This window comes from Streptosporangium sp. NPDC020145 (assembly GCF_040631275.1).
GTDB lineage: Bacteria > Actinomycetota > Actinomycetes > Streptosporangiales > Streptosporangiaceae > Streptosporangium.
On sequence record NZ_JBEXZT010000026.1, the window covers coordinates 35,006 to 54,618 of the forward strand.

At 70.7% G+C, this 19,613-nt stretch carries 10 protein-coding genes; 3 read left to right on the forward strand and 7 right to left on the reverse strand.

Annotation, left to right across the window (positions count from 1 at the left end; all coding sequences use genetic code 11):
* Positions 1-41: 41 nt before the first annotated feature.
* The gene (locus ABZ463_RS33295) at positions 42-3,164 is read right to left on the reverse strand and encodes a BTAD domain-containing putative transcriptional regulator (protein ID WP_362782225.1); all 3,123 of its coding nucleotides are present in this window, start codon (positions 3,162-3,164) and stop codon (positions 42-44) included.
* A 256-nt stretch (positions 3,165-3,420) separates the two neighbouring features.
* On the opposite strand from ABZ463_RS33295, the gene ABZ463_RS33300 reads away from it, so the two are divergent.
* The gene (locus ABZ463_RS33300; RefSeq protein WP_362782227.1) at positions 3,421-3,771 is read left to right on the forward strand and encodes a hypothetical protein; all 351 of its coding nucleotides are present in this window, start codon (positions 3,421-3,423) and stop codon (positions 3,769-3,771) included.
* Between the two features lie 213 nt (positions 3,772-3,984).
* Here ABZ463_RS33300 and ABZ463_RS33305 read toward each other — a convergent pair whose 3' ends face one another.
* Positions 3,985-6,519: a GDSL-type esterase/lipase family protein gene (locus ABZ463_RS33305; protein ID WP_362782230.1), complete on the reverse strand. Its 2,535-nt coding sequence runs from the start codon at positions 6,517-6,519 to the stop codon at positions 3,985-3,987.
* 683 nt (positions 6,520-7,202) lie between these two features.
* Between ABZ463_RS33305 and ABZ463_RS33310 the strand changes: the two genes are divergently transcribed.
* Together ABZ463_RS33310 and ABZ463_RS33315 are read left to right on the forward strand one after the other, a co-directional pair.
* Positions 7,203-8,219 (forward strand): ATP-binding cassette domain-containing protein, encoded by a 1,017-nt coding sequence (locus tag ABZ463_RS33310; RefSeq protein WP_362782232.1) that lies wholly within the window; start codon positions 7,203-7,205, stop codon positions 8,217-8,219.
* Positions 8,216-9,055: an ABC transporter permease gene (locus ABZ463_RS33315; protein WP_362782235.1), complete on the forward strand. Its 840-nt coding sequence runs from the start codon at positions 8,216-8,218 to the stop codon at positions 9,053-9,055. Before ABZ463_RS33310 ends, ABZ463_RS33315 begins: the two co-directional genes overlap by 4 nt.
* Here ABZ463_RS33315 and ABZ463_RS33320 read toward each other — a convergent pair.
* From ABZ463_RS33320 to ABZ463_RS33340, 5 genes are all read right to left on the reverse strand, one after another.
* Entirely contained in the window at positions 8,984-12,190 is a 3,207-nt protein-coding gene (locus ABZ463_RS33320; RefSeq protein WP_362782238.1) for a BTAD domain-containing putative transcriptional regulator, read from the reverse strand. The genes ABZ463_RS33315 and ABZ463_RS33320 overlap by 72 nt on opposite strands.
* Positions 12,191-12,339: 149 nt before the next feature.
* A complete protein-coding gene (narI, locus tag ABZ463_RS33325) occupies positions 12,340-13,071 on the reverse strand; it encodes a respiratory nitrate reductase subunit gamma (RefSeq protein ID WP_362782241.1) in 732 nt (243 codons plus the stop codon).
* The gene (gene narJ, locus ABZ463_RS33330) at positions 13,068-14,102 is read right to left on the reverse strand and encodes a nitrate reductase molybdenum cofactor assembly chaperone (protein ID WP_362782245.1); all 1,035 of its coding nucleotides are present in this window, start codon (positions 14,100-14,102) and stop codon (positions 13,068-13,070) included. The genes narI and narJ overlap by 4 nt, the downstream gene beginning before the upstream one ends.
* Positions 14,099-15,841 (reverse strand): nitrate reductase subunit beta, encoded by a 1,743-nt coding sequence (gene narH / locus ABZ463_RS33335; RefSeq protein ID WP_362782248.1) that lies wholly within the window; start codon positions 15,839-15,841, stop codon positions 14,099-14,101. The genes narJ and narH overlap by 4 nt, the downstream gene beginning before the upstream one ends.
* A complete protein-coding gene (locus ABZ463_RS33340; protein ID WP_362782251.1) occupies positions 15,841-19,533 on the reverse strand; it encodes a nitrate reductase subunit alpha in 3,693 nt (1,230 codons plus the stop codon). Before ABZ463_RS33340 ends, narH begins: the two co-directional genes overlap by 1 nt.
* Positions 19,534-19,613 lie beyond the last annotated feature (80 nt).

Below are 19,613 nucleotides of genomic sequence, written 5' to 3' on the forward strand. Positions count from 1 at the left end.
CCGGCATCGGCCGTGTTCACCATGGACCTGTGGCGCCGGAGTCATCCTGGGTGACGGCCCTCTTCGATGAGCCGATGACCCGCGCGAGTATGGTGCCCGTCCTCCTCGCGGCGTGCCGGCCGTGGCTTCCCTTCGAGGTCGGCCAGGAGTGACAGCGCCAGGTCCTCCAGCAGGAGATAGCCCGTCGAGGACGCCTGGTCCAGAGCTTGACGGGCGTACCGGAGCGCGCGGTCGTGCGTGCCCAGGTCGGCGTGCGCGCGGGCGAGGCCGAGCAACGGCCTGACCTGCAGGTGCACCATGCCCGCCGTGACGGCGTACGTGAGTGCTCGCTGGTGGGCGTCGAGAGCCTCGCCGTGCTGTCCGGTCATCGCCTGGACGGTGCCGAGGACGTGCGTGGCGCGGCACATGGCGTAAACGTGGCGCGCGCCTTCCGCGCGCTCACCGGCCGAGACCACGGCCTCAAGGGCGAGGTCGAGACGGCCGCGGTCACGGTGGATCTCCGCCAGTGTGGTCAGGCTCTTGGCCTCGGGCACGTGCAGGCCGCTCTCGCGGTCGTGGCCGAGCGCCTCGGTGGCGAGGGCCAGCGCCTCGTCCAGGTCGCCGCTGAGACGCCGGACGGTCGCGAGCTCGTTGAGGGAGTGGCTCAGCTCGCTGCCGCGCAGGTGACGGTGGAGGGCGAGGGCGTCGCGCAGGTGCCGTTCCGCCTCCTCCAGGTCGCCGCATTCCAGGTGCACGGTACCCAGGTTGCCCATGGCGCGGGCCTCGCCGTAGGTGTCGCCGATCTCGCGGTTGAGCTCGACGGACCTGACGAGGTGGTCGATGGCCTGGCGGAGCCTGCCCAGGTCATGGCAGGCGGTGGCGGCGTTGTTGTGCGCGGCGGCGGCGCCCGCAGACCAGCCCGCGTGCTCGCTGTACCGAATGGCCAGCTCACAGGCGGCGTGGGCGGCGGAGTAGTCGGCGCGGCACAGAGCGGCCGTGCCCGCGCAGAGGTGCGCCGCCGCCAGGCCGAGCGGGTCGTCCTCGACGGTCGCCGCGTGTGTCGCGGCGTCGGCGACCGCCACGATGTCGGCCAGGCTGGTGGCGGTGTGGTGGACGAGGTGGCCACGCAGGGCGTCGGCGATCAGCCAGGCGTGTCGTCTGGGGCCGGTGACCGGAGTCCTGCGGGCGGCGGAGGAGGGGTCGACGGAGCCGGCGGCGTGCAGGGCGAAGGCGACGAGGTTGGCCTGCTCGGCGCTGAACCAGGCCATCGCCTCGGCGCGGGGCCCGAGCCCGGACGGGACGGGGAGCGGCAGGCGGGTGATCGAGGGATAGGCGCTCTCCGCCGCCGCGACGGCCTCGGCCAGGTACCGGTCGCCGAGGCGTTCGAGGGCCCGGACGCCGGTCGCGGGGTCGTCGTCGCGGAGTGTGAGCTCTCCCGCGTACTGCCGGAGCAGGTCGTGACAGGTGTACCGGTACGGCCGGTACTCCTCGATCAGGTGGGCGGCGGCGAGGTGGTCCAGGAGCTGTTCGGCCTCGGCGACCTCGATGTCGGCCAGGGAGGCGACGGCCGACGCGGTGACGTCTGGCCCCTGGACCAGCCCCAGCAGCCTGAACAGGCGCCGCTCCGCCTCCGGCAGGCCCGTGTACGACAGTTCGAAGGCCGCCCGGACCGCCACGTCGCCGTCGATCCGCAGCAGGTCCAGCCCTCGCGCGGACAACGCGGCGGCGTACTCGCCCAGCGACCTTCGCGGACGCGTCGCCAGCGTCGCGGCGGCCACACGCAGGGCCAGCGGGAGTCCTCCGCACAGCCGTACGATCCGCTCGGCCGCCTCCGGCTCCGCCGACAACCGTTGTTCCCCGACCATGGAGGCCAGCAGCCGGACGCTGTTGTCCCGGTCGAGCACGCCGAGTGACAGGTTCCAGGCGCCGTGGGAGACGGTCAGCCCGGCGAGCGCGTTGCGGCTGGTGACGACGACCAGGCAACCGGGAGCGCCGGGTAACAGGGGCCGTACCTGTTCGGCCGTCCGCGCGTCGTCGAGCAGCACCAGCATCCGGCGGCCCGACAGGCGCGAGCGGTACAGACCGGCCGCGGCCTCCTCCTGCTCGGGGATCCGCTCCGGGGGTATCCCGAGCGAACCGAGCATCCGCACGAGGGCCTCCAGCGGCGACATGGGCGGGCGGGCCGCGTGCCCGCGCAGGTTCACGTAGAGCCGGCCGTCGGGGAACTCCTCGGCCACGAGATGGCCGAACCGTACGGCCAGGGCGGTCTTGCCCGCGCCGGCCGCGCCGGTGACGGTCGCGATGGAGGGGGCGTCCACGGCGAGGGCATTCCGGCGCAGCAGAGCCAGGTCGTGTTCACGCCCCACGAAGCCGGTCACGTCGGCGGGTAGCTCGGCGGGCACCTGCCTCGCCTCCTCGCGTCCGTGGAACGGCTCGGGGTCGGGGGCGTCGGCGAGGATGGTCGCCTCCAACCGGCGCAGCTCGGGCCCGGGGTCGAGGCCGAGTTCGTCCGCGAGCAGGGTTCGCCCCTCGCGGTACACCTCCAGCGCGTCGGACCGCCGCCCGGAGCCGTGCAGCGCCGTCATGAGCAGTGCCCGCAGATGTTCCCTCAGCGGATGCTCGGCGAGCAGTTCGGACAGCTCACCGACCAGGTCGCGATGCCGGCCGAGGGCCAGGCCCAGTTCGGCCCGCTCCTCAAGGACGCTCAGGCGCAGTTCCTCCCACCGTCCGGCGAAGGCCGCCAGTTCCTCCAGTTCCAGGTCGGCGAGCACCGGGCCCCGCCACAGTGTCAGGGCCTGCCCCAGCAGGTCGGCGGCCTCGGCCTGTCGTCCGGCCCGAGCCGCCTGCCTGCCCCGATCGATGCACCGCTCCGCCTGGTGCGTGTCCACCAGGCCACCGGCCAGCCGGTAGCCGGACCCCTCCGTCCTGATGATCTCCGGTCCGGCGCCCATCCCGCGTAGTTCCCTGCGCAGGGCCGCCACCGCGATCATGACCTGGTTGCGTACGGTCGCCGGCGGGTGCCGCCCCCAGGCGGTGGCCAACCGGTCGATGCTGAGCACCTGGCCGTGGCCGACGACCAGCATGGCCAGTACGGCCCGGGCCCGCGGACCGCCCAGCCGCACCGGCCTGCCGTCGACCGTCGCTTCGAGCCGCCCCAGGATGTTGAACCGTACGTCAGGCCCCATGTGATCACGATAGCGAGGGCGGGCGTCCCGTCCGTCCGGAGAGAAACCGTGGTCGTTTCACGCGGCGGCGAGGGCCGTTACCCAGCACGAAAAGGGATCGTTCTCCGGAGGTCACGACCGGCGTCGCCGTCATATCGGGTCGATAGCGAAACAAAAGCGGGCGTTCGTAGGGTCGGAACGAATCTCAGGCCGAAACGGTGGGCTGTGCGAAACGGTCGGCCGCGAACCTGAACTCCCTACAGAGAAAGCCGAGAAATTGAACACCACGACAAAGTTCGCGTTCGCCGTGGCGGTCGGCACGCTCGCCCTGTCCGTCTTCGCCACCCCTTCCAACGCCAGTTCCGCCGGTGCCGGCCTGCAGACGTCCTCTGTGAACAAGGCCGCCTGCGCGGTTCAGCACCACTTCTACGACGTCGGGTACGCCAGGAGGGTGGACCTCTCCAACGAGTGTTCCTCCACCCGCTACGTCTGCATCGACAAGGTCTGGAACCAGGACTCCGGGCCGCACGCCGTCCCCGGACGGTCGACGAAGACCGTCTCCTACGCCACCTGGCCCGAGCCGACCGGCCGGAGCGTCTACACCGCGAGCTCTTCCAGCAGGTGCTGAACGCGATATACGCCACTCACAAGAGCTGAAGAGAACGGCCGGCTGGACGGGGGCGTTCCGGCTGACCTCCTCCGAGGAAATCTTTGATCGGCCGTTCCCAGGCCCACCGTACGGCTTCTCGCACTCCTGTTCCGGGCCCGTTCCACAGCGGTGACCGCGGGTCTGGGGTGCCCGATGGTGTGACCGGCGCATCGGGCACCCCAGAGTCTTCATTCAGGGGTGGAAGGTGTCGAAGTAGTCGGCGGGGATTTTGTTGAGCCAGGCGTGGGTGACACCGGTCCAGCCGATGCGCAGGAAGTCGGCCTTGCCGTCCCCGTCGATGTCGGCGAACTGGATGTCCTTGGGCGGCAGGTCACCGTCCCCGGCGATCCTGCCGATGTCGCGGTAGGTGCCGCCCGCGCCCTTGGCTCCCTCGTTGATCCAGGCGCGGGCGCCGCCCTTGAGGGTGATCAGGATGCGGTCGGCCCGCCTGTCACCGTTGATGTCGGCGTAGCGGATCTCCCGGGGGTTGGCCAGGGCGCCACTGATCTGCTGGGGAGCGGTCCAGTCCAGCCACTTGCGGCCGTCCTTGTTCTGGAAGTCCCTGTTGTACGCGGCGGTCGTCGTGCCGTCCGGTTTGATCAGCAGGTAGTCGTCCCGGCCGCCCCCGGTGACGTCGGCGAACCGGATCTTCGTGGCCGGGTCGATGTTCAGGATCTCACCCTGCGACCCCTCGTCGAAGACACTGGCCATGCCGCCGTACTTGTTCATGCACATGCGCTGCCCGGAGGGGTTGTCGGCCTTCCAGGTGGAGACCTCCACCTTGCCGGTCAGCCAGACCACCATGCAGTCGGGGAACCCGTCACCGTCCACGTCACCGAAACGCAGCATGTTGCCCACCGCCCCGGCGCCGGGTTCGTAGGAGTTCTGGCCTTCGACGAAAGGCATCCAGTTCTTGCCGGAGGGCCCGCTGTTCCACCAGAACCGGAAGTTCTGCTTCTCGTCGACCGCGACGAACTCGGCCTTGCGGTCCTTGTTGATGTCGACCATCCAGAACCGGCTGGAGGAGGGGTACTGCTGGTCCTGGATGACCCCGCGGTCCTCCCAGTTCGGGCCGAGCTTGGAGCTGTTGTCACCGGTGCCGGTACCGTCGTCCCTCGGGCCGCCACAGGCGTCGGACACCTGGCCGGGATCCTGCTCGGCCGGCGGCCGGAGCCAACCTCTGTCACTCGCCTGACCGGCCGCCTTCACGAACGCCGTGCCGATCTTCTCGTAGCCCTGGTCAGTGGGGTGAATGCCATCGGTGCCGATGTCGGAGAGCTCCAATCCGGTGGTGTCGGTGTACACCACACGCAGGCCGCGTTTCACCAGCAGATCGACCATGGCGGGGATCTGGGCGGTGAACGCCTCACCCCGCGCGTTGGCGCCGGGAAATTTCGGGGAGTTCAAGGGCTGCATCCCCGCCACCAGGACGACGGCCCTCGGAGAGTCACCGGCGATCTGCTCGACCAGTCTTTGGAGCCGCCCGATCGCACCGTCCATCTGGATGTCGTAGAGGACATCGTTGCCGCCGGCGATGAGCGTGATGACGTTGGGCTTGAACACCTTGACCGCGCACTGGGCCTTCCCGGCGATCAGGTCGATCGTGTACCCACGCCAGCCCTCGACCTCCCGGTCCTCCATCGTCCCCACCCGGACCGAGCCCACCCAGTCCACCCAGGGGGTGACGTCGTCACTGACCTCGGTACCGGCGGGCTGTGCCCTGCGCTCCGCGAGATCGTTGAACCCCTGATCGGCGGTGTCGCGGTAACCGTTCCCGTCCGAACTGCCTTCCCCGTAAGTGCTGGACGACCCGAGTGCCATCGGACGCAGGCTCGCGGATCCGATGCCGTTGCGGAGCCTGTGGAGATTCGCGAGAAGGGCTGGAGCGAGGCCCTCAAGATATTGGGCCACGAACTCAAGCGGGCTCCGGAACGCGGTGAACTTCGCCGCCAGGTTCTTCACGCCCTGCGCGATCTTCTGGAGCAGGGGGTTGGCCCCCGTCTCCATCACCGCGAGCGCCTTGCCCAGCACGGCGCCGGTGATGGCTCCGTGGATGCCCACCGCCAACGCCTCCGTCCAGACCGCCGGGTCGGTGAACGGCCTGTTGTCGAAATAGGCGTTCAACAACTCCCCGATCATGCCCCCCACGAATCCGCCGAGGGCTCCGCAGAACGGCGCGGCCGCCGGGGCGCCGACATTGAAGGCTCCCAGGCACAACGCCGAGGTCAGGATCATCGCGCCCGTCCCCACAGTGGCGGAGAGGAACTTCTGCCACCAGTTCGCGTTCGGGCCGACCTGGTCGGCCGGTATCACGATGGCCACCCCGGTGTCGATCACCTGGATGGAGCCTTCGAACCCGACGCCTTCCCATGCGTCCGGGTAAACGCCCACCTCGTACGACTTCAGGAGCGTGATCATGTGATCGCTCAGCGACTGACCCGTCGCCTGTGCTCTGTGGATCTTGTCCACCTCGGCCTGGAGGGGACCACGGTCGACCTGCGAGACCTCGAAGCTCATCACCACGTCGTCGGCGTCCTCCGCCAACGCGGCGAGGCGCGCAGGGGCCTCACCCGCGCACATCAGGCGTATCGCCGAGGCCTGGCCGACGCTGGCGGGCCCGATGCCCCCCAGCCGGGCGGCGGCGCGGTCGGCGCCCTCGCACGAGGACGGCCGGAGCGGTGCACCCGCTTGCGCGGGCGTGACGGCGCCGGCCAGGACCAGCGTCACGGAGACCACAACCGCGGCGATCCGGCTCCACCAGCCTCGGCGGCGGCCGGCTCCCACATTCGAGGCCGACGGTGGACCCGGCAAACGCAGCCGTGCGACCGGCGCGGTATATAACGACTTTCTCAAGAAGCTCTCCTAAAAGGCGTTCCGGTCGCGCCCGACTCGGCGAACCGGCGTGTCATGACAGAGCGGTCACGGTCGCGAACGCGGGCGCGTCGGCTCTCCCGGCCAGACCAGCGGACCTGTACGGGCTTGGGTGCGGCACGGCTGCCTCCCGGCGGGAGGCACTCCTGGACGGAATCGGACACCGCACCGGCAAGCATGTCGCGACAGCCGTACCCGGATCGATCCCGCCTGCTGCCCATGTGAGGTACGGCTCGCGCTACCGCGGTCCCCTGTTCCCGCAGGTCCGGACGTGCCTCGGCTGCGCGCGGGCACGCGGTACGGATCGAAGGGGGACGTTCGCCGGAGAAACGGCGACCCCTGGCACGGACTCTGCTTCTCTCCTTTCCGAACGAAAGGCCGAAGCCAGTCTGTTGATTCTCCGGCGGAATGTCGTTGACGGTTTCCGCAGAATGTGTTGACGGTTTCTGCAAACGCCTGAACGCCTCGGGTTTCACCCAGGAGGCGCCGCGAAACCGGGGCGAAGGTGCGGTGAAACCCGGGTCGTCGAACCTGTGTCCATGAGCATCACCCAAGAGACAAGACAGACGAGGTCCGGTGCCGAGACGGCGGTGAGCGCCGTCCGGGCCGAAGGACTGGTCAAGACGTTCGGCACGTACCGCGCCGTCGACGGGATCGACCTGGACGTACGGCCCGGCGAGGTCTTCGGGGTCCTCGGCCCCAACGGCGCGGGCAAGACCACGACGATGCGGATGCTGGCGACGCTGCTGAAGATCGACGCCGGACGCGCCGAGATCTTCGGCGTCGACGTGGCCGACAACCCGCACGTGATCAGGCAGCTGGTCGGGGTCACCGGCCAGTACGCGTCGGTCGACGAGAACCTGACCGCCCGGGAGAACCTGTGGCTGTTCGGGCGGCTGCAGGGCATCGGCTCCGCGGAGGCGAAGCGGATCTCCACCGACCTGCTGGGGCGGTTCGGGCTTGAGGAGGCCGCCAACAAGCCGATCGCGCAGTTCTCCGGGGGCATGCGGCGGCGGCTCGACCTGGCCGCCAGCCTGATCACCAGGCCGCCGTTGATCTTCCTGGACGAGCCGACCACCGGACTCGACCCCCGTACGCGCGGACAGATGTGGGACACCATCCGCGACCTGGTCGCCGACGGCTGCACCGTCCTGCTGACCACCCAGTACCTCGACGAGGCCGACCAGCTCGCCGACCGGATCGCCGTCATCGACCACGGCAGGAAGGTGGCCGAGGGCACCCCGGACGAGCTGAAGACCACGGTCGGCGACTCCGCCCTGCAGGTCGTGCTCGCCGTACCCGGTGAGATGCGGCAGGCCTCGGACATCGTGCGCCGTGTGGTCGGCGTCGAGCCCGTGCTCAGCCCGGAGCAGGGACGGCTCACCGCCCCGCTCGGCCAGGCGGACCTGGCCGCCGACGTGCTGATCGCGCTACGCACCGCGGGGGTGTCCGTAGCGTCGGTGAGCGTGGACAAGCCCAGCCTGGACGAGGTGTTCCTGGCCCTCACCGGTCACGAGGCCGACGAGAAGAACGACAACGACGGAGAGAACCGATGAGCACCCTGACCGCACCGGCCACTCGCCAGCCTGTACGGGCCGCCGACCGGGTGGCGTCCGCGCGGCGGCGCGTCTCGGTCGGCGAGACGCTCGGCCAGACCATGATGATGGCCTGGCGGGCGGTGAAGAAGATGTTCCGCAACCCCGAGCAGTTCATCGACGTGACGATGCAGCCCATCCTGTTCACGGCGATGTTCGCCTACATCTTCGGCGGCGCCATCGCCGGGAACGTGGGCAACTACCTGCCGCTCATGATTCCCGGCATCCTCGCCCAGACCGTGCTGACCACCTGTATGGCGACCGGCACCCAGCTCCGTGAGGACATGGAGAAGGGCGTCTTCGACCGGTTCAAGTCGCTGCCGATCGCCCGCATCGCGCCCCTGGCCGGACCGATGGTCGCCGACCTGGTGCGTTACACGATCGCCTCGGGGCTGACCTTCGGCATGGGCATCCTCATGGGCTACCGGCCGGGCGGCGGCGTGTTCGGGACGCTCGGCGCGATCGCGCTGTCGATCGTCACGGGCTGGTCGCTGGCGTGGGCCTTCACCTGGGTCGGCACCATCGCGCGCAGCGCCCAGGCGGTGCAGGGAATCTCGATGATGATCATGTTCCCGCTGACGTTCCTGTCCAACGCGTTCGTTCCGGTGGACACGCTGCCGGGCTGGCTGGCCGCCTTCGTCCGGGTCAACCCCGTCTCGCACCTGGTCACGGCGGCCCGCGACCTGGCCAACAACGGTGTCGTGAGCGGGGAGGTGGCCTGGACGCTACTGGCCTGCCTGATCTGCATCCTGATCTTCGCGCCGCTGGCGGTGCGTTCCTACAAGCGGCACATCTGAGCCGTGGCCGCGCAGCGCCTTCCTGGCCTCGTCGAGCAACTCGGGGCCGCGCCGGTCGCCGTACTCCGCCCGTATCGCGGAGATCAGGCCGGGCGCGGCCCTCTCCGCGTGCGGCTCGATCCGGTCGAAGGCCATGCTGGACATCATCTGGCTGTAGGAGAAGCGCTCGGCGAGCACCAGCAGCCTGATCGCCTCCTGCGCGGGCAGCGCCTCCCACAGCAGGCCCCACGCGCCGAGCGCGAACAGCATCGTCCCGACCACCGGGTAGTCGATGTAGAGGCTGCGCGCGCTCAGCATCTCCCCGTTCAGCAGGAAGGACCGGTCGGCGAACAGTTCCTCGCCGTGACGCAGGTCGGACGGGCCGGCGTGGTAGGCGTGGGCCGTCAGCGCGAAGGCGGTGATGACGATCACCCACGGTTCGCTGCCGCTCGGAAGACCTGCGGTCAGCCGCATGTCACGGGCCCGCTGTACGGCCAGGCGGTACTGGGCCAGGGCGTGCGCCGTGTCGCCGCGGGCGAGGGACAGTTCGGCCGCGCACATCGGGATGAACACCATCTCGCCCTGCACCGCCTCGCTCTCGCTGATCCGCGTCAGCTCGGCGAACTCGGCCTCGGCCGTCTCCAGATCGCCCGTCTGGATGGCGTTGTGGATGATGACGGCGCGCAGTTGCACCTCGTCGTCGGTGGCACCGATCCTGATCATGGCGGGAAGGGCGGCACGGGCGTGGCGGACCGCCTGCTCGTGGTCCCCCTGTTGCAGGGTCAGCTGGGCGAGTGTGGCCCGCAGGACGGCCTTCTGCCACGGCCCGTCGTCCTCCCGCACCACGGCCAGCGCCCGCTCCGCCGCCGCGCACGCGGCCTCCGCCGCTCCGATGTTCTCCAGCGCGTGGGCCAGCGCCTGCCCCGCCATCAGGGCGAGATCGTGGTCGGAACTCAGGCTCAGCTCGGTCAGTCGCCGGATGACCTGGTCCCCGACGGGGGAGTCGCCGGCCAGCACCACCCGCGTCATCGCGGCCAGGCGGGGATCGGGACTTTCCCGTTTGGGCAGGTGGGCGAGCAGGTCACGCAGCGTGCGGTCGGTCATCCCCATCATGTTCATGAGCATGATGAGCAGGGCCGCCCTGGTCGCCTCCTCAAGCTCCGGAGGCGGGACCCAGCCGTCGAGCGCCTGGACCAGCGCCTCACGCAGCACGACGATCCTGGGGTGGTCGCCACGGATCGACCACAGCGCGCCCACTGCGGACATCAGCTGCATCACCGTGCCGGCATCGCCCTCGCCGAGTGCCCGGCGCAGCTGGTCGGCCAGGTTGCCCTCCTCGGCGCGCAGCGCGTCCACGGCCTCGAACTGGCGGACACTGAACAGGTAGTCGATATGGCGTATGCCGTACTCGACGGCCCAGGACCGTTGCGCCGCCCGCGCCCGCTCCTCCTCACCGGCCTCGGCCAGGCGCATCAGGCCGAACTCCCTGACCGTCTCCAGCATGCGGTAGCGCAGGCCGTACGCGGTCTCCCTGACGCTCAGCAGGGACTGCTCGACCAGCGCGTCCACGGCGTACAGCGCGTCCGCGCCCAGCATGTACTCGGCCGTCTCCAACGTGAAGCCGTCACCGAACAGCGACAGCCGGCTCAGCGCGCGCCGCTCCCGCTCGCCCAGCAGGTTCCAGGACCAGTCGATGACCGCGAGCAACGTCTGGTGCCGGTCGGGGGCGCTGCGGTTACCGCCACGCAGCAGGGCGAACCGGTCGTTCAGCCGCCGTCTGATCTCCTCGACCGACATCATCCGCGTCTTGGCCGCGGCCAGCTCGATGGCCAGCGGCAGACCGTCGAGCCGGGTGACGATCTCGCGCACGACCTCCTCGTCGAGCCGCACACCGGGACGGGCCGCCGTGGCCCGCTGGCCGAACAGCTCGACCGCGTCACCCGTGGCCAGCTCGCCGAGCTGGTGGACCCGTTCGGCGGGGATCGCCAGCGGGGCGCGTGAGGTGGTGAGAATCCGCAGGTCACGGGTGGTGGCGATGAGGAAGGCCACCAGGTCGGCCACGGCCTCGACGACGTGCTCGCAGTTGTCCAGGATGAGCAGGGAGGGCACCTGGTCCAGATGGGCGGCGATGCGGGTCCGCACGTCGGCGCGCTGCTGCGGGGTCAGCGCCCGCCGTCCGACGACCGAGTCACGCACCCCGAGCGCGGACCCCACCTCGTCCACCACGCCCTCGGGAGAGGACACGGCGACCAGTTCGACGAAGTGCGCCACCGGCTGCACGGCGTTCCTGCCCGCCACGTGGGCCAGCCGCGTCTTGCCCAGACCGCCGGGGCCGACGATGGAGACGACCCTGCCGCTCTGCAGCAGGGCGTGGACCGTACGGATGTCGTCCTCACGGCCGAGCAGCGAGGAACCGTCGTAGCGAAGCCCCTCGCGCACCGGCCGGTCGGCGGCCAGCAGCCCGGCGTGCACCCGCGTCAGCTCAGGCCCGGGATCGGTGCCGAGCCGGTCGGCGAGGTCGGCCCGGTAGCGTTCGTAGCGTTCCAGCGCCGCGGCGACACCGCGCACCGCCGCCTCACTGCGCAGCAGGCAGGCCAGCAGTTCCTCGTCGTGCGGAAGGGCGGCCACGCGCTCCTCAAGCAGGGGAAGCGCGCCCGCGTGGTCGCCGTCCCTGCCCCGAGCGAGGGCCAGCACCCGGCAGGCCTCGGCCAGGTGTCCGGCGGCGACGGCGCGCAGGTCGGCCAGCGCTCCGGTCGACGGCTCACGACCGTTCCCCGCCAGGCTGATCGCCTGCTCGGCGCACCGGCGGGCCAGGGCCGTGTCCCCCTCGCCCAGCGCCCTGACCGCCCGTCCCACGAGGTCGGCGAGCAGGTGGGCGTCGACCTGGTCCGCCGGCAGGCCCAGCCGGTAGCCGCGCGCCGTACGCACCACGACGTCGGGGCCGGTCGCGGACCGGGTACGGGAGACCACGACCTGTAGCGCCTTGACGGGGTTGGCGGGCGGGTCCTCCCACCACAGCTCACGGACCAGGTGATCGTCGCTGACCCCGGCCTTCCCGTGCAGCACGAGCACGGCCAGCAGGGCATGCGCGCGATCGCCCGCCAGTGGCCTACCCTCCCAGCGGACACCGTCGAGCAGGGTCAGCACCGGAGCCACGCACCCCAGCTTACGGCGTATCGGCCTTCCAGTAGCAATGCATATATTTCCCCCTAAAAAGGCCGCTGACCTGCGATATTTACGAAATTCGACCGCCGGCCCCGTCGCGTACGGCACGGCAGGGTCCGCTCATGATCTCAAAACATCGATCACGCTGAGATTCCCCGCTTACGTACGGCGGCCGGGCTGGGTTGGGCGGGTGGGACGGGGCCCTGGCGGGTGCGGTAGACGACGTAGGGGCGCCACAGGTAGGCCAGGGGGGCCGACCAGACGTGGACGAGCCGGGTGAACGGCCACAGCGCCAGGAGCAGGAAGCCGCCGACGGCGTGCAGCTGGTAGACCAGCGGGGCGCCGGTCATCAGGTCACTGCGCGGGGAGAACAGGAACACGCCGCGGAACCAGACCGCGACCGTCTCCCGGTAGTCGTATCCCGGGCCGAACAGGTTCACGACGACCGTGGCGGCCATCCCGAGCCCGATCATGACCGCCAGGGCCGCGTAGAGCACCCTGTCCATGGGGGTCGTCTTCCGCCTGACCCGGCGGTTGACCACGCGACGGGCGACGAGCAGGACGAACCCGGCGACGAGCATGACGCCGGTCACCGTACCGGCCCAGACCGCGACCAGGTGGTAGAGGTGCTCGGGGACACCCAGCCACGCGGTCACCGAGGCCGGGACCAGCAGCCCCATCGCGTGCCCGCCGATGGCCCCGAACGCGCCCAGGTGGAACAGCGGCGACCCCAGGCGCAGGATCCGGTTCTCCAGCAGCTGGCTGGTGTGCGTGGTCCAGCCGAACTGGTCGTGGCGCCACCGCCATATGTGGCCGCCGACGAACACCACGAGGCAGAGGTACGGCAGGGCGATCCAGATGACGGTGTTCATCGCAGGTCCTCCGAGGAGGGGGTGGGGTACGGTGCCAGGCCGATACCGCCGAGCTCGTCACCGTGGAGGTCGAGGTCCGGGCTCGGGAAGCCCGGGCTGAGGAGGTCCGGCCCCAGAGAGCCCAGACCGGGAGAACCCGGACCACAGAGGTTCAGGCCGGAGGAGTCCAGGCCGGGAGAGCCCGGTCCGCAGGGGTTCGAGCCGGGGGTGTCCAGGCCGACGGACTCGACGGGTGGGCCGTCCAGGGCCAGCTCCGCGATGGCCGCCCGGTCGGCGTCGGTCAGCTCGGGCAGGACGGCGGTGATCGCGTCGAGCAGCAGGCCGTACGGCGTGCCGAGGTCGGCCAGGGCGGCGCGGAGCAGTTCGACGCCGCGCCGGTGCTGGCGCAGCGGCGCCTCCCCCTCGCCGGGACCGACCACGGCGGCGAACTCAAGGACGACCGGCAGCAGGTCGGGCAGCTCACCGGCGGCCAGCCGCAGGCCGTGGGCACGGTAACGCCGCTTGAGGACGAGCAGCGCCATGCCCCGCTTACGGGTGTCACCGTGCAGGTAGTACGTCAGGTAGAGGCCGGACTTACGGCGCAGGTCGAAGGTCCGCACGTAGTGCCGCTGCGCGTCGATCGGCGCCGTGCCGGTCAGCCAGGCGAGGAACTCCTCGACCTGCCCGCGCAGCCACGGGTGCCCGATTCCGGCGGCGGCACCGCGCAGCTCGTCGGCGGCGCCGAGCAGTTCCGCGTCCGGATAGGTGAGCAGCACCGAGGCGAGCTGGAACAGCCGGATCCGGTCGACCGGGGCCACGGAGGTCCCATCGGCCACCACCGGGATCGCGTCCGTGGCGGCCGAAGCCCCATCGGTCACCGTCCCCGAGGCCGTGCCCATGGCGGCCGGGGCCGTGTCGATCACGGGCATGGGGGCCGCGTCGGTGACGGCCGTCAAAGTCACGTCGATCACGGGCACCGGGATCCTGGTGGTCGCGGTCACCGGGGTCACCGGGGTCACCGTGAAGGTCGTGTTGGTCGGGGGTGTGGTCATGACCGGTCCCGCAGGGGGTCGATGGTCAGGCCCGTCCGGCCGTCGGGGCGTCGTGTCGTGAGTCCCTGTCTTCCGACGTGCACGTCGTCGGCACCGCCCTCGACGAGGTGGAAGCGCTCGGTCACGGCCCTGACCCGCTCGACATCACCCGCACCAGGACCGCCCGCGCCAGAGCCGTCCGTTCCGGAACCGCCCGCGCCAGGACCGCCCGCCCCGGAACCACCCGCACCGAACCCGGCCGCGCCGGAACCGCCCATGCCCGGGCCTCCTTCGCAGTCCAGGGAACAACCGCCTGACGCGGCGGCCTGGGCCTCAAGGGCGGCGGCGTCCCTGCTGTAGGCGGTCGGGATGACGTACCGCTCGTCGTACTTGGCGATGGCGAGCAGCCGGTACATCGACTCGACCTGTTCGGCCGTCATCCCGATGCCGTCGAGCAGTTCCTCGGCGACCGTGCCGTCCAGGGTCCTGGCCCGCATGTACGAACGCATCGCGGCCAGCTTCATCAGGACCCCGGCGGCGGCGTCGGCGTCGCCCGCGGTGAACAGCTCGGCGAGATACTCGACCGGGATGCGCAGGTCCCTGATGGTGTGGAAGACGTCGTCGGCGTCGGTGTCGTCACGGCCCGCCGCGCCGGTCGCGTCGAGCACCGGGGAGAGCGGCGGGACGTACCAGACCATCGGCAGCGTCCGGTACTCCGGGTGCAACGGCAACGCGATCCGGTACTCGCCGATCAGCCGCCACACCGGCGACAGCCTCGCGGCCTCGACCCACTCCTCGGGCATCCCCGCGTCGCGGGCCGCCCGCCGTACCGCCGGGTCGTGGGGGTCGAGGAAGACCTCGCGCTGGGCGTCGAGCAGGTCGTGTTCGTCCGGCACCGACGCGGCGGCGAGGACGGCGTCCTCGTCGTAGAGGACGATGCCGAGGTAGCGGAGCCGTCCCACGCACGTCTCCGAGCAGATGGTCGGCTGGCCCGCCTCGATCCTCGGGAAGCAGAAGGTGCACTTCTCGGCCTTGCCGGTGGCGTGGTTGACGTACACCTTCTTGTACGGGCACGCCGAGACGCACATCCGCCAGCCCCGGCACCTGTCCTGGTCGACCAGGACGATGCCGTCCTCCTCCCGCTTGTACATCGCGCCCGACGGGCAGGCCGAAACGCAGGCCGGGTTGAGGCAGTGCTCGCAGATCCGGGGCAGGTGGAACATGAAGGTCTTCTCGAACTCGAACCTGACCTTCGCCGCGGCCTCGGCGGGCATCCGGGTGATGTTCGGGTCCCGGTCCGCCCGTTCGTGCGCCCCGCCGAGGCCGTCCTCCCAGTTCGCCCCCCACTCCACGGCCATCGGCTCACCCGTCAGCGCGGAGTACGGCCTCTTGACCGGGGTGTCCTTCAGCCCGGCGGGCGCGCCGACCAGGATGTCCTTGTCGAACGTCGCGGGCTCGTAGTAGTCGTCGATCGACGGCAGGTCCGGGTTGGCGAAGATGCGGCTCAGCCGCTTCATCCGGCCGCCGGAGCGCAGGACCAGCCTGCCCTTGCGGTCGAGCCGCCACCCGCCGTGCCAGCGGTCCTGGTCCTCGTAGTGCTTGGGGTAGCCGATGCCGGGCTTGGTCTCGACGTTGTTGAACCAGACGTACTCGGTGCCCTCGCGGTTGGTCCAGGTCTGCTTGCACGTCACCGAGCAGGTGTGACAGCCGATGCACTTGTCGAGGTTCATCACCATCGCGACCTGCGCACGGATTCTCATCAGTACTCCACCTCCTGCGAACGACGGCGGATCACCGTGATCTCGTCGCGCTGGCTGCCGATCGGGCCGTAGTAGTTGAAGGCGTAGGTGAGCTGGGCGTGCCCGCCCGCGAGGTGGGTCGGCTTGACCAGCAGCCGGGTCATCGAGTTGTGGTAGCCGCCGCGGCGGCCGTTCCTCTCGGCCTTGGGCACGTTCACCGTCCGCTCCGGCGAGTGGTACTGGAAGACCGTGCCCTCGGGCATCCGGTGGCTGACCACGGCGCGGGCGACGACGACGCCGTTGCGGTTGTGCGCCTCGATCCACTCGTTGTCCCTGACGCCGATCTTCGCGGCGTCCTCGACGCTCATCCAGATGACCGGCCCGCCCCGGGACAGCGCGAGCATCAGCTCGTTGTCGTGGTACATCGAGTGGATCGACCATTTGGCGTGCGGGGTGAGGAACCGTACCGTCACGCCGCCGTCGACGACCTCGCCGGGCCTGCCGAAGTGACGCGCCATGTTCAGCGGCGGCCGGAAGGCGGGCAGCTGTTCGCCCAGTTCGGCGACCCAGTCGTGCTCGACGAAGAAGTGCTGCCTGCCGGTGAGGGTGTGCCACGGCTTGGACCGTTCGACGTTGAGGGTGAACGGCGAGTAGCGGCGGCCGCCCTTCTCCGAGCCGGACCACTCCGGGCTGGTGAACACCGGCTGCGGCGCGGCCTGGGTGTCCGGGTAGGTGATGTGGTCGTCCTCGTGGCCTTCGATCAGGTCGGCGAACGGCTGCCCGGTACGCGCCTCCAGGGCGGCGAACCCGGCGGCGGCCACCCGCCCGTTGGTGGTGCCCGACAGCGCCAGGATCGCCTCGCACATCCGGTCGGCGGTCGCCAGCGACGGGCGTCCGGCGAACGGGCCGTCGGCGACGACGCCGTTGCGCTCGGCGAGGTAGGCGATCTCCGGGGTGACGTCCACGGTGATCGCCTTGGTGGTCGTGCCGAGGGTGTCGAGCAGCGGGCCGACCGCCCGCATCTTGGCGCCGATCAGCGTGTAGTCGCGTTCGATCTCCACGAGCTTCGGCATGGTCACGCCGGGGACGGGCTCGCACTCCCCGGCCTTCCAGTCCCTGGCCCGGCCGCCGGGGGTGGCGAGTTCGTCGGGGGTGTCGTGCTGCAACGGCACCGCCAGGACGTCACGCCGTACGCCGAGGTGGACGGCGGCGAGTTCACTGACCCGGTCGGCGAGGGCGAGGAAGGTGTCGTAGTCGGTGTGCGCGTCCGAGGGCGGTTCGACGGCCGGGCTGAACGCGTGCACGAACGGGTGCATGTCCGTGGTCGAGATGTCGTGCTTCTCGTACCAGGTGGCGGCGGGCAGGACCAGGTCGGCGTGCAGCCCGGTGTTGGTCATCCGGAAGTCGATCGCGGTGAGCAGGTCCAGCTTCCCGGTCGGCGCCTCCGCACGCCAGGCCACGTCGCGGGGCCGTTCGCCGGGTTCGCACTCCTCCGCCCGGGCGAGGGAGTCGACGCCGAGCAGGTGCCGCATGAAGTACTCGTTGCCCTTGCCCGAGGAGCCGAGCAGGTTGGCCCGCCACAGGGTGAGGCAGCGGGGGAAGTTCGCCGGGTCGTCCGGGTCGTCGGCGACCGCCCCGAGCCGCCCGGCCTTCAGCTCTTCCACGATGTGCTCCTGGACCGTACGGCCCGCCGCCGCGGCCTCGTCGGTGAGGTCGAGGGGGTTGCGGTCGAAGGCCGGGTGTCCGGGGCTCCACCCCATCCGCTGGGCAGCGGCGACGGTGTCCGCGAACGTCATCCCGGCGAACCTGCCGGTGCCCAGCGGCGAGGCCAGCTCGTCGGCGGGCACCCGCTCGTAGCGCCACTGGTCGGTGTGCAGATACCAGTACGGCGTGGCGGCCTGGTGCCGCATCGGGCGCTGCCAGTCGAAGGCGAAGGACATGTGCTGCTGGCCGGTCAGCGGCCTGGCCTTCTCCTGGCCGACGTAGTGCGCCCAGCCGCCGCCGTTGACGCCCTGGCAGCCGGTCAGCAGGACGAGCGAGATGAACGCCCGGTAGGTCATGTCGGAGTGGAACCACTGGTTGGCCCCGGCGCCCAGGACGATCAGGGAACGGCCCCTGCTGCGTTCGGCGTTGCGTGCGAACTCCCGGGCGATCCGGGCGGCGAGGGCCGCGGGAACCCCGGTGACGCGTTCCTGCCAGGCCGGGGTGTTGGGCTCCTCGGCGTCGTCGTAGCCGTTCGGCCAGCTCCCCGGCAGGTCACCGCGGCGCACGCCGTACTGGGCCATGAGCAGGTCGAACACGGTCGTCACGAGGTGGCCGCCGATCCGGGTGACCGGCACTCCCCTGCGCATCACGGCGCCGCCCTCGGTGTCCCCGACGTCGAACCTGGCCAGCTCGACCTCGACGGCCTCTTCGGTCGTGCCGAGCAGGCCCAGCGCCGGTACGGCCTCGCCGAGGTCGAGGTTCCACCGGCCCGCGTCCCGCTCGCCGTACCGGAACCCGAGTGAGCCGTTCGGCACGACCGGCTCGCCCGTGCGCTCGTCGAGGAACACCGTCCGGTGCGCCGCGCCCTGGTCCTCGTCGCCGAGGTCCTTGGCGGTCAGGAAACGGTCGGAGGTCCAGGCGCCGTTGTCCCTTCTCCTGAGCGTGACGAGGAAGGGCAGGTCGGTGTAGCGGCGGACGTAGTCGGTGAAGTACGGCACCTGGCGGTCGCGGAAGAACTCGGTGAGGACGACGTGGCCCATGGCCATCGCCAGGGCGCCGTCGGTGCCGGGGTGCGGCGCGAGCCAGTCGTCGGCGAACTTGACGTTGTCGGCGTAGTCGGGGCTGACGGCCACGACCTTGGTGCCCCGGTAGCGGGCCTCGGCCAGGAAGTGCGCGTCCGGGGTCCTGGTCACCGGGATGTTGGAGCCCCACATCATCAGGTAGGTGGAGTTCCACCAGTCTCCGGCCTCGGGCACGTCGGTCTGGTCGCCCCAGATCTGCGGGGAGGCGACGGGCAGGTCGGCGTACCAGTCGTAGAAGCTCAACAGCGTGCCGCCGAGCAGCGCGTGGTACCGGGTGCCCGCGGCGAAGGACGCCATCGACATCGCCGGGATCGGCGAGAAGCCCACGACGCGGTCCGGGCCGTACTTCTTCGTGGTGTGGACGTGGGCGGCGGCCATCATGGTGATCGCCTCCTCCCACGAGGCCCGCACGAAGCCGCCCCGGCCCCGCCGGCTCTTGTAGGCCTGCGCCTTCACGGGGTTCTCGACGATGTCGGCCCAGGCGAGCACCGGGTCGCCGAGGCGCTCCAGCGACTCGCGGAACATCTCGGCCAGCGCCCCGCGCACGTACGGGTGCCGTACCCGGGACGGCGAGTACTCGTACCAGGAGAAGGACGCCCCGCGCGGGCAGCCACGGGGTTCGTAGTCCGGCGCGTCGGGGCCCGTCGTCGGATAGTCCGTCGCCTGGTGCTCCCAGGTGATGAGGTCGTCCTTCACGAACACGTTCCACGAGCACGAGCCGGTGCAGTTGACGCCGTGCGTCGAACGGACCACCCGGTCGTAGCGCCACCGGTCCCGGTAGAACGTCTCCCAGGAGCCGCGGTCGATCTGGTGCAGGGTCCGTCCCCCGTCGCCGACCGTCTCCTTCGTCAGGAAGCGACGTGCGGCCAGCAGCGGCGCCACGCCGGGCACCGAGTCCGTCGCGGGGGTCTGGGGGTGTGGTGACACGGTGCTGCACTCCTTCGATCGCGGGACGCGTACTCAGGCTCCCGTGGCACCGGGTCGCACGTCAGGTGCCGAGGGTCCCG

Bases quoted from the DNA above. Each gene is read 5' to 3' on its own strand.
- ABZ463_RS33295 (WP_362782225.1), bottom strand. From the start codon at position 3,164: ATGGGGCCTGACGTACGGTTCAACATCCTGGGGCGGCTCGAAGCGACG.
- ABZ463_RS33310 (WP_362782232.1), top strand. From the start codon at position 7,203: ATGAGCATCACCCAAGAGACAAGACAGACGAGGTCCGGTGCCGAGACG.
- ABZ463_RS33315 (WP_362782235.1), top strand. From the start codon at position 8,216: ATGAGCACCCTGACCGCACCGGCCACTCGCCAGCCTGTACGGGCCGCC.
- narI (WP_362782241.1), bottom strand. From the start codon at position 13,071: ATGAACACCGTCATCTGGATCGCCCTGCCGTACCTCTGCCTCGTGGTG.
- narJ (WP_362782245.1), bottom strand. From the start codon at position 14,102: ATGACCACACCCCCGACCAACACGACCTTCACGGTGACCCCGGTGACC.
- narH (WP_362782248.1), bottom strand. From the start codon at position 15,841: ATGAGAATCCGTGCGCAGGTCGCGATGGTGATGAACCTCGACAAGTGC.